Origin of the sequence: Rhizobium sp. Leaf262, assembly GCF_001422245.1 — a bacterium.
In the GTDB taxonomy this organism is placed as follows: Bacteria; Pseudomonadota; Alphaproteobacteria; order Rhizobiales; family Rhizobiaceae; genus Agrobacterium.
In genome coordinates this window covers 121996-137618 of the sequence record NZ_LMMM01000018.1, presented here as the reverse complement: position 1 = coordinate 137618, position 15623 = coordinate 121996, and the positions used below count along the sequence as shown (strand labels likewise).

The following is a 15623-nucleotide window of genomic DNA, read 5'->3' as shown; positions in this document are numbered from 1 at the left end:
TCCCAACGTTGGGCGGAGTTAGAAGGATGTATTTTTTGACTGAAGACACCCGTATCCGTATGAAATTCAAGCCGAAGCGCATTTTCCAGATGCGTGTGGCAGGCATCGCCTTTCGCGACGGTCATGTGCTGGTGCACAGGGCAACGCATGAGAAATTCTGGAGTTTTCCCGGCGGTCGCGCGGAAATGGGGGAGCAATCGCAAGACACGCTGGCGCGGGAAATGGTGGAAGAGCTTGGCGTCGAGGCCAAGGTCGGGCGGTTGCTGTGGGTGGTGGAGAACTTCTTCCATTACGAGGGCAAGGACTGGCACGAGCTTGGTTTCTATTACCTGATGGACCTGCCCGAGACGTTCCCTTTCCACGAGGAAAACATCGTCCACCGCATGCAGGATGGAAAACACCCGCTGGAGTTTCGCTGGGCACGAGCCACCACCGAAGCCTTGACGCAACTGGATATTCCACCCTATTTCATCGCGGGTGAGATCGAGAACCTTCCTGCCTCGGTTCAACACGTCGTGTGGGATGACCGCAATCTGGATGACAAATGAGGCATTCTCTCGTCCCTCTTTCCTGTGCTCGTCACAGGAAACCAGTCGTCGCGCGTCTGCGCGGCGATACGACTCTTTTCAGCCCATAGACATGGACTGGCTGGATTCCTGTGACGAGCACAGGAATGAGGGAAGTAGCGGCGGTGCCGCGGCCCTCTAAGCACGAAACTTCCCAAGGACCTCCACATGACCGACCTCACCGTTTCACTCTCCGGCGAACTCATCGAACATGGTCATCGCCTCACGCAGCGCGTCTATTACGAGGACACGGATTTCTCCGGTCTTGTTTATCACGCCCGCTATCTGCATTTCCTGGAGCGTGGTCGCACGGATTATCTGCGTTGCCTCGGTTGCGAGCAGAGCACGCTTTTGACGGCCGATGAGGAGGGACTGGTGTTTGTCGTGCACCGCATGGAGATCGACTTCAAGTCACCGGCGCGGATGGATGATATACTGACCATAACCACGCTGACCGAGAAGGCGGGCGGAGCCAAGGTGGTGCTTAATCAGGAAATACGACGCGGTGAAACACTGCTTATTGTCGCAAAAGTGATCATTGCGGTTATCAATGCCAAGGGAAGACCCCGGAGGCTTCCGGATACCATTGCTGAAAAATTCATGAAGTAAGAAAACGGTATAACCGTGTTCCTATTTAAAGTGCCTATTTCGTAACACTCTCTTAACCATAATGTAGTCTACCTTAACCATTCGGTATTTGTGCGCCGCACGCCTTCCTTTTACCAAATTTAGCGGCAAGTAAGGCGTAATGGCAATATCGGGGCATGGCTCAAGGGGTTATCGGCGGTTTCCGTGGGACCTCAAGCGTTGATGCGCGTTTAGATCGCCCGGTCATGCACCGGGCGTTTGGATTCGGGGATTGGATTTTTATGGAACAGGCAGGTTTGGCAGCGGCAACGCACGACGTAAGTCTTTGGGCTCTGTTCATGCAGGCTGGCCTCATCGTCAAGATGGTGATGATCGGTCTTCTTGCCGCGTCGGTTTGGACATGGGCCATCGTCATCGATAAATATGTCGCCTTCGGCAAGGCAAAGCGTCAGTTCGACCAGTTCGAACAGGTGTTCTGGTCCGGCCAGTCTCTGGAAGAGCTCTATCGCAGCCTCTCCGAGCGTCAGAATGGCGGCCTTGCCGCGATTTTCGTGGCGGCGATGCGCGAATGGAAAAAGTCCTTCGAGCGTGGTGCACGGTCTCCCATCGGTCTTCAGATGCGTATCGACCGTGCCATGGACGTGACCATGGCACGCGAAGGTGAAACCTTCGAAGCGCGGCTTGGTTCGCTGGCGACCATCGGCTCTGCGGGTCCGTTCATCGGTCTGTTCGGTACGGTCATCGGCATCATGACGTCGTTCCAGGCTATTGCCGGTTCGAAGTCTACAAACCTTGCCGTCGTGGCACCGGGTATCGCCGAAGCGCTTCTGGCGACAGCCATCGGCCTCGTTGCCGCTATTCCGGCGGTTATCGCCTACAACAAGTTCACGGCGGACGCGCACAAGCTGTCTGCGCGCATGGAAGGTTTTGCGGACGAGTTTTCCGCCATCCTTTCGCGCCAGATCGATGAGAAGCTGCAAACCCGTCAGGCCGCGCAGTAACAGCGCCGCCGAACGCGTGGAGTAAACAGAATGGGAATGTCAGCAGGCGGTGGTGGCGGAGGTTCCGGTGGACGCCGGGGCCGTGGACGCCGCAGGGGCGGTGCAATCAGCGAAATCAACGTGACGCCACTTGTGGACGTCATGCTGGTGCTGCTCATCATCTTCATGGTGGCGGCGCCGATGATGACGGTCGGCGTGCCGGTCGATCTGCCGCAAACCTCTGCGTCCGCGCTGAATTCCGAGACGCAGCCGATTACGATTACGGTGAATGCGGATGGCGTGATCCATTTGCAGGAAACGCCGATCCAGGCCGCCGAAGTGGCTGACAAGCTGCAGGCGATTTCCACCACCGGCTATAATGAGCGCATTTTCGTGAAGGCGGACTCGATTGCAGCCTACGGCATCGTGGCCGATGTCATGGCTCGCATTCAGGCGGCTGGCTTCAAGAATATCGGTCTCGTGACGCAACAGAAACAGGATAATTGATCTCAGCATGAAGGGCAGCGTTACCACATCCGCGATTGTGCACGCCTCGCTGCTGGCTGTTGCCCTGGTTTCCCTGGGCTCGCCGGCACCGCTCGAGGTGTCTCAGGCCGAGTCGATGCCTGTCGATCTCGTGTCCGTGGAAGAGATGACGCAAATCCAGCAGGGCGCCAAGGATGCGGCCAAGGCCGACAAATCCGCGCCCGTGCCAACGACACGTCCCGATATCGTGCCCAACGCGCAGAACGCCGGTAACAACACGACCGACATCGAAGCGCCGCCGACACCGACCACCAAGCCCAACACCAATGATACCGCCGCGGCTCCCCCCAAGCAGGAGAAGCCAGCGCCCGTGGTCGATACCAAGCCCAACGAGGTGAAGGATATCGTCAAGGAGGAGACGTCTGCGCCTCCACCGCAGGAAACGGCATCCCTTCCTATTCCGAAGCCGGAAATAGCAACGCCACCGACGCCGACACAGCCGCCAGCACAACAGCAGGCCCAGGAGCCGCCGCCGGAAAACAAGGAGCCGGCGGAAATTCCCGTGCCGCCGAACGTGCCGCGACCGAATTCGCGTCCGCAGCCGCCTGAGCCCAAGCCGGAGCCGCCTAAGCCTGAGCCGCCCAAGCAGGCAGAACAGAAGCCTGCGGAAAAGCCCGCCGAGAAGAAGCCGGATCAGGCCAAGTCGAACGACAAGCCGTCCGACAAGAAGCCCGGCGAGCGCAAGCAGGAAACGGCGAAAGCTGCCGCGTCCCAGTCCAGCGAATTCAACGCCGATGAAATCTCGGCTTTGCTGAACAAGCAGGCCCCCTCTGGCGGTGGCGCGAAGCGCTCCACCGAAACAGCCTCGCTTGGCGGCAAGAAGACGATTGGTACTGGTCTCAGCGCCAGTGAAATCGACAATGTTCGTGGCCAGATTCAGGGTAACTGGAATATGCCCGGTGGCCTGACCGGTGTCGCGGACGTGCGAGTGGTCATTCGTGTTTCGCTGGACCCATCCGGCAATATCGTTGGCCAGCCGGAAATTACGGCAACGGGCGGGCCGGAAGGAACGCGGCGGGCTGTAGAAAGCAGCACGCGCCGCGCACTTTTGCGGTCGGCGCCTTTGCAGAACCTGCCACGCGAAAAATACGACGGCGAGAAAGGATGGAACACGTTGGTCTTGAACTTCGACCCATCCGATTTTGCCCTTTGAACCGACAGTTTTGGGACCGATGAAACAGTTACTCCCCAAATCGATGTCCAATTTTTGTATGAAGCTGAAAGGCTTGTCTCAATGATGAAGTTGTCTCTCCTGCGTGCGGTGATGGTTGCCTCCGGCATGCTGTTTTCGCTGGTTGCGGTAACACCTGCTAGTGCTGAGGTTCAGATCAACATCAACAAGGGCAATGTGCAGCCGCTGCCCATCGCCATCACCGACTTCATGTCGGCGGACGGCATCGGTGCGCAGGTCTCGCAGGTTATCGCCGCCGATCTTCAGCGTTCCGGCCTGTTTGCGCCGATCAACAAGAACGCTTTCATCGAGAAGATCAGCAATCCCGATCAGCAGCCGCGTTTCGAAGACTGGAAGGTCATCAATGCGCAGGCTCTCGTCACGGGTCGCGTGACCAAGGAAGCCGATGGACGCCTCCGCGCCGAGTTCCGCCTGTGGGACACATTCGCCAACCAGCAGATGACCGGCCAGCAGTTCTTCACCCAGCCGGAAAACTGGCGTCGTGTGGCGCATATCATCGCGGATGCGATTTATGAGCGCGTGACGGGCGAAAAGGGCTACTTCGACACCCGCGTCGTCTTCGTTTCCGAAAGCGGCCCGAAGACGGACCGCAAGCGTGCTTTGTCGATCATGGACCAGGACGGTTTCAACGTCCGCAACCTGACCAATACGAAAGACCTCGTTCTGACGCCGCGCTTTTCGCCAAGCCGCCAGGAAGTGACCTATATGTCCTTCGAAGGCCAGCAGCCGCGCGTTTATCTGTTGCAGCTGGAAACCGGGCAGCGTGAAGTGGTCGGTAACTTTCCAGGCATGACGTTCTCGCCGCGCTTCTCGCCGGACGGACAGAAGGTCATCATGAGCCTTCAGCAGGAAGGCAATGCGAACATCTACACCATGGACCTGCGGTCGCGCACGACCACGCGTCTGACCAACACCGGCGCCATCGACACGGCACCGTCCTACGCACCGGATGGTCAGCGCATCGCTTTTGAAAGCGACCGTGGTGGACGCCAGCAGATTTACGTGATGAATGCCGATGGCTCCGGCCAGACCCGCGTTTCCTTCGGTGATGGTTCCTATTCCACGCCGGTCTGGTCCCCTCGCGGCGATCTGATTGCCTTTACCAAGCAGTCGGGCGGCAAGTTCTCCATCGGTGTCATGAAGCCGGATGGTTCGGGTGAGCGCATTCTGACGTCCGGCTTCCATAATGAAGGCCCGACATGGGCGCCGAATGGCCGCGTGCTGATGTTCTTCCGTCAGGCAGCCGGTGCCGGTGGCCCGCAGCTCTATTCCATCGATCTGAGCGGTTACAACGAACAGCTGGTCAAGACGCCGACCTTTGCGTCCGACCCGGCATGGTCGCCGCTTCTGGATTGATCAAACCATTATGGCGGTGCAGATGCGCCGCCATATTTTCTACGCATGCCATCGGGACGTGTCCTGCTTTCTTGCTGCAAATATCGAGAGGGAGCAAAAAAGGCGGGACATTTCCTTTCTGTTAACCATAATTGTTTGGGGGCAATTAACTGCAATCGGTTATTGTCTGGCAACGTTACTGAAATTCTAAGGAGAGACCGGCGATGAGCCGTACACACACCTCGGCACTCGGCCCCATGCAGAAACTCGCCCGTAACCCGGCTATGATCGCCTTGACGCTTGCGCTGGCGCTGGCTGGTTGCGCCAACAAGAAGAACATGCCGAACAGCGCTGGCGAACTGGGCCTTGGTGGCGCAGGTTCCGCAACGCCGGGTTCTGCACAGGACTTCACGGTCAATGTCGGCGACCGTATCTTCTTCGACACAGACAGCACGTCGATCCGCGCAGATGCGCAGCAGACCCTGCAGCGTCAGGCACAGTGGCTGGCCCGTTATCCTAACTACGCCATCACCGTCGAAGGCCATGCCGACGAACGCGGTACGCGCGAATACAACCTTGCGCTGGGTGCACGCCGTGCAGCCGCCACCAAGGAATTCCTCGCTTCGCAGGGTGTACCTGCAAACCGCATGAAGACCATTTCCTACGGCAAGGAACGTCCGGTCGCCGTTTGCGACGACATCTCCTGCTGGTCGCAGAACCGTCGTGCGGTTACCGTCCTGGGTGGCGCAGGCATGTAATTGCCTCGCAACGACGTGATGAGAATTGTAAGGCGGTCTTCGGGCCGCCTTTCTTTTTTCCATAGTTTGGCCGAAGTTAAGTTGCTTTTTCACGCCAGATGGAAAAAATCCGGTTTTGCGTCGTTGGGGCGCAAATCAACCAGACAGGACGCAACATGAAGAAACTTGTCGTGGCGGGGATGCTGGGGCTTGCAGCCTGCACCGGCTTGAGCGGCACTGCCGTTTCGGGACCGTTGTTCGGTTGGGGTGGCGGCTCTAGCACGTCGAACCCTCAGAATGCACCGGTGGTCAACGTACAGGCGAACGAAACCTATCGCGTACAGCAACTCGAAGAACAGATCCGCCAGCTGAATGGCCGTATCGAGGAAATGAGCTTCCAGTTGCTGCAGATGCAGGAAACCATCCGCAAGGCGCAGGAAGACAACGAATTCCGCTTCCAGGAACTGGAAGGTGGCAAGTCCGCTGCTCCGGCACCGAAGAAGAAGGCCGAAGCCGATGTGCCTTCGACCGGCGCGCAGGATGACGTCGCAACCATCATTGAAACGCCGCCCCAGGGCGGCGCTTCAATGGGTGGCGCACCTGGCGCGACTGCGACCGGGCCGCGTGGAACCGCAGCGCCGGGCGAAACGACGCTTGGCTCCATCGAACTCGATTCGCGTGGCATGCCTGTTGGTGGCAGCCTCAATTCGAATGCCAACAATTCCGCGGGAACTCTTCCCGGCGTCGAAACGGGCCGTAGCTCCAGCCCGGATCCCGTCAACACGGCGGCGCTGACCAGCGAGAACGACATTTATCAGGCCGCCTACAGCCACGTTCTTGCGGGCGACTACAAGGCTGCGGAAAAAGGCTTCGAGCAGTATATTCAGGGCTATCCCAAGGGCGCCAAGGCGGCAGACGCCAATTTCTGGCTCGGCGAAGCGCAGTACAGCCAGGGCAAGTTCACGGATTCGGCCAAGACGTTCCTCAACGCGCACCAGACCTATGGCAAATCGCCGAAGGCACCGGAAATGCTGCTGAAACTGGGCATGTCTCTTGCCGCCCTCGACAACAAGGAAACCGCCTGCGCGACCCTTCGCGAAGTGCCGAAACGCTATCCCAGCGCCTCGAAGACCGTTCTCGGCAAGGTGACGAGCGAGCAGAAGCGCCTGAGCTGCTGATGAATCGCGTGGCGGTGATGACGATATGTCGTTTTCCGTAACGCCGATTGCGCCGCTTGAGGCTGCACGACATTTCATAGACAAAATTCAAAAGCCCTCCCGCCTTCTCGTGGCGATTTCCGGCGGCAGCGACTCGACCGGTCTGCTGATGGCGCTTGATCGCGTGTGCCGGGATGCGGGCAGAGCCGATATCTCACTCCATGCCGTGAGCATCGACCACGCGCTGCGCCCGGAATCCGGCGCGGAGGCGAGGGGTGTCGCGGCGCTGTGCACCCGCATGGGCATCCCCCATCACCTGCGCCGCTGGGACACGGCCAAACCCGCAACCGGGCTTTCCGCTGCGGCACGGCTTGCCCGTTATGCCCTCATTGCCGATGTCGCCGACGACATCGGCGCGGACATGATCGTCGTCGGGCATACACGCGGCGACCAGTTGGAAACGATTGCCATGAGGGGCGCGAGAAGCGCAAGGCAGGACAATCTCGGACTGGCCGGCATGGCGGATGCCATGCTTTATGGCGGGCGTCACTGGATCGTCAGGCCGTTTCTCAACTCCACACGTCAGGACATTCGCGATTTCCTGAGCGGGGAGGGGCAGAGCTGGGTCGAAGACCCGAGCAATGACGATATGAAATATGAGCGCGTGCGAACGCGGCACCTGCCCTTGCTCGAAGACCGGTCGTTGATGGATCAGTCAATCCAGCGTTCGACCCTGGCGCTCGATGCGGCGCATTTCGTCGAAAACGCCTTTCAATCTTATGGTCACGGCCTGGTCGGACTTCCGGTCGCCTGTCTGGACGCGTCGTCGGCAACCCTTCGATATGCGCTTTCGGCCGTGGCCTGTGTCATCGGTGGACGCCGGTTCTCGATGGCGGCGCAGACCCTGGACAAGGTAGTGTCCTTCGCCATGCAGTCGGAACCTGGCAGGATGACCGCCGGTCGTGTCGTGTTCGATCGCCGCAGGGAGGCCCTATATCTGATGCGCGAAAACAGGGACCTGCCCGCAATCATGATCCCCGGCGGGGGCAAAGCGATCTGGGACGGCAGGATGGAAGTCGCCAACCTTTCAGGCCTCGACATGACCTTTCGTGCAGCCGGTTCCGACATGGTTGCGGCAGATTTTCCCGCATCCGTTCCGGCAGGGGTCGTCAGGCGGGTGCGGCAGACCCTGCCGGTGATCGAAAGCCATGAGGGCCCGCAGCTGGCGGAATCGCGCCCGGAGGCGGTGAGCATGCGCCCGGTGCTGGCGCCTTACGATGTCTTTCTGCCGCGTTTCGATTACGAACTTGCCAACCGTATCGCCCGCCTTGTCGGGCGTGGGACCTATCCGCCAGCGCCCTTATGACGCGGCAATCGCTGCCGCATCGGTTTTTCTCAGAGTTTTTACCTCAAATCGCAACTGATGTTCGCGCCCGCCTTGGCAACGGCACCTCTCCTCCTTATGTTAGGAGCAACATAATGGCGGGCGCGCATTCGTCCGTTGCAGTTCGGGGAGTTCGATGAACCCAAATTTTAGAAATTTCGCCTTGTGGGCAGTGATCGCTCTTTTGCTGATCGCCTTGTTCAGCATGTTCCAGACGTCGCCGTCGCAGTCGAGTTCGCGTGAGATACCGTATTCTCAGTTCCTGCGCGATGTGGATGCTGGCCGAGTGCGTGAAGTCACCGTCACCGGCAACCGGGTTATGGGTACCTATACCGAGAACTCCACCGCGTTTCAGACCTATTCGCCCGTCATCGACGATGCTTTGATGGAACGCCTTCAGACCAAGAATGTCAGCATTGTTGCGCGTCCTGAAAGCGATGGTTCTTCCGGTTTCCTGAGCTATCTGGGCACCTTGCTGCCGATGTTCCTCATCCTTGGCGTCTGGCTGTTCTTCATGCGGCAGATGCAGGGCGGTTCGCGCGGCGCGATGGGCTTTGGCAAATCCAAGGCCAAGCTTCTGACCGAAGCACATGGCCGTGTGACGTTCGACGACGTTGCCGGTGTGGATGAAGCCAAGCAGGATCTGGAGGAAATCGTCGAGTTCCTTCGCGATCCGCAGAAATTCCAGCGTCTGGGCGGCAAGATCCCGCGCGGCGTGCTGCTTGTCGGCCCTCCCGGTACGGGTAAGACCTTGCTGGCGCGGTCCGTTGCCGGTGAAGCCAACGTTCCCTTCTTCACCATTTCCGGTTCCGACTTCGTTGAAATGTTCGTGGGCGTCGGCGCAAGCCGTGTGCGCGACATGTTCGAACAGGCCAAGAAAAACGCACCCTGCATCATCTTCATCGACGAAATCGACGCCGTCGGTCGCCATCGTGGCGCCGGTCTTGGCGGCGGTAACGATGAACGCGAGCAGACGCTGAACCAGTTGCTGGTCGAAATGGACGGCTTCGAAGCCAATGAGGGCATCATCCTTATTGCCGCGACCAACCGTCCTGACGTTCTCGACCCTGCACTTCTGCGTCCGGGCCGTTTCGACCGTCAGGTCGTGGTTCCGAACCCGGATATCGTCGGTCGCGAGCGCATCCTCAAGGTTCATGCCCGAAATGTTCCGCTGGCACCGAATGTCGATCTCAAGGTTCTTGCCCGAGGCACACCCGGTTTTTCCGGTGCCGACCTGATGAACCTCGTCAACGAAGCAGCCCTGATGGCAGCACGCCGTAACAAGCGTGTCGTGACCATGGCAGAATTCGAAGATGCCAAGGACAAGATCATGATGGGTGCGGAGCGTCGCTCTTCCGCCATGACCGAGGCCGAGAAGAAACTGACCGCCTATCACGAAGCTGGCCACGCGATTACCGCGCTGAAAGTTGCCGTGGCTGATCCCTTGCACAAGGCTACGATCATTCCGCGTGGTCGTGCGCTCGGCATGGTCATGCAGTTGCCGGAAGGCGACCGCTATTCGATGAGCTACAAGTGGATGGTCTCGCGCCTCATCATCATGATGGGTGGTCGTGTTGCGGAAGAGTTGACCTTCGGCAAGGAGAATATCACCTCCGGCGCATCTTCCGACATCGAGCAGGCAACCAAGCTTGCCCGTGCCATGGTTACGCAGTGGGGCTTTTCAGACGCACTCGGTCAGGTGGCCTATGGCGAGAACCAGCAGGAAGTGTTCCTTGGCCATTCCGTCTCGCAGTCCAAGAACGTTTCCGAAGCCACCGCGCAGACGATCGACACGGAAGTGCGCCGTCTGATCGACGATGCCTATACCGAGGCCCGCCGCATCCTGACGGAAAATCACGACGGCTTCGTCGCCATCGCCGAGGGTCTTCTGGAATACGAAACGCTGACCGGCGAAGAGATCAAGGCGCTGATCCGAGGCGAAAAGCCTGCCCGTGATCTGGGCGACGATTCTCCGAACAGCCGTGGTTCTGCGGTGCCGAAGGCTGGCACCAAGAAGGACGGCCCGACGGAAGCCAAGGGCGACGGTGAGGCCGAGGGCGGCATGGAACCCCAGCCGCACTAAGGTTTGTGGAATATGAAGATACAAGGCCGCTCCGAAAGGGGCGGCCGTTTTTGTTTTGGTGAACGACGAGTGGCGTTGTGGGTGTGGCTCACCCCCCTCTGCCCTGCCGGGCATCTCCCCCACAGGTGGGGAGATCGACTCGCTGAGAGGTCTCGCTCATCTCAAACGCTGCGGATAGGACGGGGTTCGTGAGCCCAGCCAATCTCCCTCCTTGTGGGGAGATGCCCGGCAGGGCAGAGGGGGGTGAGCCCCACCCACCACCATTACGATGGACGCAGCGGGTAAGTATTTCGCTGGGGAAAAGCCCGTGTGGTAACGACATATATTGGGTTTTTGCCGTAATTTACGTGCTGTACGCATGCTTTTGTGGCATTTAGCCAGAAAGGGCGTGGTGCATCCCGGTTGTGGAGGCTGCGCGCGGGACAAATTCTGGAGTTCACATGACACGTCGCTATTTCGGAACCGATGGTATTCGCGGGCAATCCAACGTTTTCCCGATGACGCCGGATCTGGCCATGCGGCTGGGCATTGCCGTTGGTACGATTTTCCGTCGCGGACATCACCGCCACCGCGTGGTGATCGGTAAGGACACACGTCTGTCAGGTTACATGCTGGAAAACGCGCTCGTTGCCGGTTTTACCGCAGCCGGGCTGGACGTGTTCCTGCTGGGACCGATCCCGACGCCTGCCGTGGCTATGTTGACGCGGTCTCTGCGTGCCGATATCGGCGTGATGATCTCGGCGTCGCACAATCCGTTTGCCGACAATGGTATCAAGCTCTTCGGGCCGGATGGATACAAGCTTTCCGACGAACTGGAGCTCGAAATCGAAGATTTGCTCGACAAGGATATCTATGCGCAGCTGGCCAAGCCGCATGAGATCGGTCGCGCCAAGCGCGTGGATGGCGACATCTACCGCTATATCGAGTTCGTCAAGCGTACCCTGCCGCGTGATGTGACGCTGAGCGGTCTGCGGATCGCGATCGATTGCGCCAACGGTGCGGCATACAAGGTGGCACCCGCAGCACTGTGGGAGTTGGGTGCAGAAGTGGTGACCATCGGCAATGAGCCTAACGGCACCAACATCAATTTCGAGTGCGGTTCCACCTATCCCGAAACCTTGCAGAAGAAGGTGCATGAGGTTCGCGCCGATATCGGTATTGCGCTCGATGGCGATGCGGACCGCGTGATCATCGTGGACGAGCAGGGTCAGATCGTTGATGGCGACCAGTTGATGGCGACGATCGCCCATAGCTGGGCCGACGACAAGATCCTGCGCGGCGGCGGCATCGTCGCGACCGTCATGTCCAATCTGGGCCTTGAACGGTTCCTGACTGACAAGGGAATGACGCTTGCGCGCACCAAGGTGGGCGACCGCTATGTCGTCGAGCATATGCGCAACCACGACTTCAACGTGGGTGGAGAACAGTCCGGTCATATCGTTCTGTCCGACTACGGCACCACGGGTGACGGCCTGGTGGCGGCGCTTCAGGTGCTCGCCCGCGTCAAGCGTTCGGGTCGCACGGTCAGTGAGGTTTGCCGCAAATTCGAGCCGGTGCCGCAACTGTTGAAAAATGTTCGCACGACCGGTGGAAAGCCGCTGGAAAACCCTGTGGTTCAGCAGGCGATCGCCGATGCGGAAAGCGCCTTGGCCAACAATGGTCGGCTGGTCATTCGCCCGTCTGGAACGGAGCCGTTGATCCGGGTGATGGCGGAAGGCGACGACAGCGCGCAGGTCGAGCGGATCGTCAATGATCTCGTCGGCGTCATTTCCAATGCCAGATCGGCAGCCTGATATCTGACGTTTGAAGAAGGCTGGCGATGCCGGCCTTCTATACCGTGCGGCGATGCCTCAGGCCGTCTGCGTCAGCAATGTGCCATCGTCTCGCCCGGAGGCGAGAAAGCCGGGGATGGCTGCTTCTTCCAATGGCTTGGAAAAGAGATAACCCTGCACGAACCGCGCGCCGAGATGCCTGATGACGGCCATTTCCTCTGCGCATTCCACGCCTTCGACAATGGCGTCCAGGCCCATTTCGCGACTGAGTGTCAGCACTGAGCGGACGATTTTTTCGCTGGCCGGGTTGTCCTGAATATCGTGGACGAAGCTGTGGTCGATCTTGATCTTCGTCAGGGGCAGCGAATGGAGCGATGTCAGACTGGAATAGCCGGTCCCGAAGTCATCCAGCGAGATGCCGCAGCCGATCTGTCTCAGCATTTCGACGGATCGGCGAGCCTGGCTGGTATCGTGGATGAAAGCCGTTTCGGTGATTTCAAGATCGAGCCGTGCCGCATCGAAACCGCTTGTTTCGATAATCGCTATGATGCCGGTCACCGCTTCCGGGCTGTTCAGATCCTGTGCCGACAGGTTGAATGACAGCCGCAAGTCGCCGGGCCATTTGCTGGCAGCCCTTAAAGCCTTCTTCAGCAGCGGTCGCGTAAGGCTGCCAATGATGCCGGCACGCTCGGCGATGGGAATGAACTGGGCGGGAGAAACCGTGCCCAGCACCTTGCTGTTCCAGCGGGCGAGCGCCTCGAAGCCGGTGGTCTGCTGACGCAGCACATCGACGATGGGTTGGAACACGACGGACAGTTCTTCGGCGAGATTGGCCTGTTTCAGCGTCTGTTCGATGCGTGCGTCCCGGTGAATTTCGGCCACGTGGCGGGCGGTGAAGAGAGTGCTGTTGCCGCGTTTCTGTCGCTTTCCGTGATAGAGCGCGTAATCGGCGCGATCAAACAGTTCTTCCGATGTGGAGGCGAGATCCGGGAAGACGGCGATGCCGATGGAACCGGAAATCATGATCGTGGCTTCGGGAAGATGGAATGGCGAACGCAGGAGCGCGCACATCCGGTTGCCTTCGCCGACCACGTCCCGATCAATGGCAATGTCCGAGATGACGAATGCGAATTCATCGCCACCCAGCCGGGACAGGAAGAGATCGTCCGATGAAAATTCGCGTCTCAACCGGTTGCTGACCTCTACCAGAAGGCGGTCGCCCGAGGAATGCCCATAGAGGTCGTTGACGGGTTTGAAGCCGTCCAGATCGATGACGCCGATGGCCAGCCGCGCGCTGTTGTCGGTCGCGGTCTGGAAGGCTTCGCCGAGATGGTTGAAAAAGGCGCGTCTGTTGGGCAGGCCGGTCAGGCTGTCGATATTGGCCAGCCGCAGGTTTTCGTTGCTGAGGGCCTGCGTTTGCTGCTGGGCGCTGATCATGCGTTCGAAATTGCGGTAATTCACGACCAATACGGCCAGCATGCCGAAACTGACCAGCAGGATATTGATGGCAATGGCAATGAACGTGGCGTGACCGGTTGCTGTGAAGAAGACGATGAAGGTGCCGTTGACGATGACCGCGACGAAAAAGGCCGCCGAGCGCACATGCATCAGACAGAAGATGCAGGATATGACCGTGATAGCCATATAGAAAGCGATGTGGGACTGCTGATACGCATCGCCGTAAGGATAAAGCAGGAAAGACCACAGCGTGAATGCGCTGGCGATGCCGATTGACAGGCGTTGCGTTCTCTTCAGGGCAGTGAGCGCGTAAGCAGCTGTGGGAATTTCCTTGCGCGATTTCCACCAGAAGACGACGCGGGCGGCGCTGATCACCGTGAAAACCGTCGGGATCGCAAGCGTCAGCCACGCCGGCGCGACAGGCATATGTGTCGCTGCCAGAGCCCATGTGCTCGAAATCAGGATGAAATACATGATCGGCATCTGCCTGCAAAAGGCGCGATATTTGGCGATCAGCAGATCAGGATTGTGATCCGGGATTTTGACGAGTTCAGACAGGAGCTTCAGTGAGGTCTTCAACGATGGTGAACCTTGAGATGGTTTTAGCGTTCCGCGACAGCCTGCCGCAGGATGCAAGGGAGGGAATTCCCTTCGAAGTCAGCCCATCATGTCTGACTGTAATCGATCAGCCGAAACTAAACTTCCAGCCAATACTGAGGTTAACCGACGACAGTTGCGATTAGGACAATAATATTAGCTAACAAAATATTATTTCTACATCACATGCTCAGGCGCTTGCGTGAGCGGTTCAATGCTAAAACCGCACGCAATGCGGGATTTTTATTTTTCTAGGGTGTAGAAGGTTATGTCTCGATACAGTGAGTATTAACCAAGTTTCTTAGCAGAATTGGGAGAGCTTCCGAAGATTTTAACAGGGATTTAACCAATTTCCTTCAGGCTTCGTAAATGAAGAATTCACGGGTATTCGCCATGCCGATACCACTTAGGGAGCCGCCGTTATGAAAAAGAGCCTGATCGGTATCGTTGCCGTATTGATGGCATGCCAAACCGCTTTTGCAGCCGATGTCTATCAGGCCGAGCCGCAACCAGCATTCGTTGACAATGCACCTGAAGTTCAGGTTCAGCAGGCCAGCGGCTGGTATCTGCGCGGCGATGTCGGATATTCGTTCAATAAATCGCGTGGTGTTGACTTCAACCGCGTTGTCGGTGGCGTAGCGACCGATCAAAGCTTTTCGAGAACGTCCATGAAGGACAATTTCGTCATCGGCGGCGGCGTTGGTTACCAGATCAACAACTATCTGCGCACCGATCTGACACTGGACTATATGGCGAAATCCAAGTTCAAGGGAGAGGCACCGTTCCTCAACAGTGCCGAATCATCGATGCGTGCTTATGTGTTGATGGCCAATGCCTATGTTGATCTTGGAACCTACGGACGCATCACGCCCTATCTGGGTGCCGGTATCGGTGGTGCCAATGTGAAATGGAAAGATCTGACGACTTGCGGCGGCTGCGATCTCGGCGGCAAGGACAACTGGCGTTTTGCCTATAACCTCATGGCCGGCGCTTCTATCGACGTGACGTGCAACCTGAAGGCCGATGTGGGCTACCGCTTCCGCCAGATAGGCAGCGGCGACATGTTCGGCACCAGCGGCAGCGGCCTGACGTCAGGTGGTCGCGACAAGGGTATCACCTCGCATGAAGTCCGCGTCGGTGGCCGTTATGTCTTTAACGGTTGCGATACGGCACAGTACATTCCGCCAGCCGACATTCCGCTTCAGCCGACCGTTTACAAGTAAGCTGA

Annotated in this window: 13 protein-coding genes; 12 read left to right on the top strand and 1 reads right to left on the bottom strand. The window is 58.5% G+C overall.

Annotated features, from left to right (window positions below):
- Positions 1–26: 26 nt before the first annotated feature.
- The 11 genes from ASF29_RS18135 (at position 27) to glmM (ending at position 12361) form a co-directional block, all read left to right on the top strand.
- Complete coding sequence (locus tag ASF29_RS18135; protein ID WP_062452059.1) at positions 27–548, top strand: NUDIX hydrolase; 522 nt, start codon at positions 27–29, stop codon at positions 546–548.
- A 186-nt stretch (positions 549–734) separates the two neighbouring features.
- On the top strand, positions 735–1175 hold the full coding sequence (gene ybgC / locus ASF29_RS18130; RefSeq protein WP_062452058.1) for a tol-pal system-associated acyl-CoA thioesterase: 441 nt from the start codon (positions 735–737) through the stop codon (positions 1173–1175).
- A 260-nt stretch (positions 1176–1435) separates the two neighbouring features.
- Positions 1436–2155: a protein TolQ gene (gene tolQ / locus ASF29_RS18125; RefSeq protein ID WP_062452057.1), complete on the top strand. Its 720-nt coding sequence runs from the start codon at positions 1436–1438 to the stop codon at positions 2153–2155.
- Positions 2156–2185: 30 nt separating this feature from the next.
- The gene (gene tolR, locus ASF29_RS18120) at positions 2186–2641 is read left to right on the top strand and encodes a protein TolR (protein ID WP_062452056.1); all 456 of its coding nucleotides are present in this window, start codon (positions 2186–2188) and stop codon (positions 2639–2641) included.
- A 7-nt stretch (positions 2642–2648) separates the two neighbouring features.
- Positions 2649–3833, top strand: a complete 1185-nt coding sequence (locus ASF29_RS18115) for a hypothetical protein (RefSeq protein WP_062452055.1) — start codon at positions 2649–2651, stop codon at positions 3831–3833.
- 81 nt (positions 3834–3914) lie between these two features.
- Positions 3915–5228: a Tol-Pal system beta propeller repeat protein TolB gene (tolB, locus tag ASF29_RS18110; RefSeq protein ID WP_062452054.1), complete on the top strand. Its 1314-nt coding sequence runs from the start codon at positions 3915–3917 to the stop codon at positions 5226–5228.
- 203 nt (positions 5229–5431) lie between these two features.
- Entirely contained in the window at positions 5432–5965 is a 534-nt protein-coding gene (gene pal / locus ASF29_RS18105) for a peptidoglycan-associated lipoprotein Pal (RefSeq protein ID WP_062452053.1), read from the top strand.
- Positions 5966–6120: 155 nt separating this feature from the next.
- The gene (gene ybgF / locus ASF29_RS18100; protein ID WP_062452394.1) at positions 6121–7122 is read left to right on the top strand and encodes a tol-pal system protein YbgF; all 1002 of its coding nucleotides are present in this window, start codon (positions 6121–6123) and stop codon (positions 7120–7122) included.
- Between the two features lie 25 nt (positions 7123–7147).
- The gene (tilS, locus tag ASF29_RS18095) at positions 7148–8467 is read left to right on the top strand and encodes a tRNA lysidine(34) synthetase TilS (protein ID WP_062452052.1); all 1320 of its coding nucleotides are present in this window, start codon (positions 7148–7150) and stop codon (positions 8465–8467) included.
- Between the two features lie 154 nt (positions 8468–8621).
- Complete coding sequence (ftsH, locus tag ASF29_RS18090) at positions 8622–10568, top strand: ATP-dependent zinc metalloprotease FtsH (RefSeq protein ID WP_062452051.1); 1947 nt, start codon at positions 8622–8624, stop codon at positions 10566–10568.
- Between the two features lie 440 nt (positions 10569–11008).
- The gene (glmM, locus tag ASF29_RS18085) at positions 11009–12361 is read left to right on the top strand and encodes a phosphoglucosamine mutase (protein ID WP_062452050.1); all 1353 of its coding nucleotides are present in this window, start codon (positions 11009–11011) and stop codon (positions 12359–12361) included.
- 57 nt (positions 12362–12418) lie between these two features.
- Here the strand turns inward: glmM and ASF29_RS18080 are convergent, their stop codons facing one another.
- The gene (locus tag ASF29_RS18080) at positions 12419–14281 is read right to left on the bottom strand and encodes an EAL domain-containing protein (protein WP_082453621.1); all 1863 of its coding nucleotides are present in this window, start codon (positions 14279–14281) and stop codon (positions 12419–12421) included.
- Positions 14282–14817: 536 nt separating this feature from the next.
- Here ASF29_RS18080 and ASF29_RS18075 point away from each other — a divergent pair.
- On the top strand, positions 14818–15618 hold the full coding sequence (locus ASF29_RS18075) for an outer membrane protein (RefSeq protein WP_062452048.1): 801 nt from the start codon (positions 14818–14820) through the stop codon (positions 15616–15618).
- Positions 15619–15623: the final 5 nt, after the last annotated feature.

What these genes read in the sequence shown, in the direction of transcription:
- ASF29_RS18135 (WP_062452059.1), top strand. Translation starts at nt 27, where the DNA reads ATGTATTTTTTGACTGAAGACACCCGTATCCGTATGAAATTCAAGCCG.
- ybgC (WP_062452058.1), top strand. Translation starts at nt 735, where the DNA reads ATGACCGACCTCACCGTTTCACTCTCCGGCGAACTCATCGAACATGGT.
- tolQ (WP_062452057.1), top strand. Translation starts at nt 1,436, where the DNA reads ATGGAACAGGCAGGTTTGGCAGCGGCAACGCACGACGTAAGTCTTTGG.
- tolR (WP_062452056.1), top strand. Translation starts at nt 2,186, where the DNA reads ATGGGAATGTCAGCAGGCGGTGGTGGCGGAGGTTCCGGTGGACGCCGG.
- ASF29_RS18115 (WP_062452055.1), top strand. Translation starts at nt 2,649, where the DNA reads ATGAAGGGCAGCGTTACCACATCCGCGATTGTGCACGCCTCGCTGCTG.
- tolB (WP_062452054.1), top strand. Translation starts at nt 3,915, where the DNA reads ATGATGAAGTTGTCTCTCCTGCGTGCGGTGATGGTTGCCTCCGGCATG.
- pal (WP_062452053.1), top strand. Translation starts at nt 5,432, where the DNA reads ATGAGCCGTACACACACCTCGGCACTCGGCCCCATGCAGAAACTCGCC.
- ybgF (WP_062452394.1), top strand. Translation starts at nt 6,121, where the DNA reads ATGAAGAAACTTGTCGTGGCGGGGATGCTGGGGCTTGCAGCCTGCACC.
- tilS (WP_062452052.1), top strand. Translation starts at nt 7,148, where the DNA reads ATGTCGTTTTCCGTAACGCCGATTGCGCCGCTTGAGGCTGCACGACAT.
- ftsH (WP_062452051.1), top strand. Translation starts at nt 8,622, where the DNA reads ATGAACCCAAATTTTAGAAATTTCGCCTTGTGGGCAGTGATCGCTCTT.
- glmM (WP_062452050.1), top strand. Translation starts at nt 11,009, where the DNA reads ATGACACGTCGCTATTTCGGAACCGATGGTATTCGCGGGCAATCCAAC.
- ASF29_RS18080 (WP_082453621.1), bottom strand. Translation starts at nt 14,281, where the DNA reads ATGCCGATCATGTATTTCATCCTGATTTCGAGCACATGGGCTCTGGCA.
- ASF29_RS18075 (WP_062452048.1), top strand. Translation starts at nt 14,818, where the DNA reads ATGAAAAAGAGCCTGATCGGTATCGTTGCCGTATTGATGGCATGCCAA.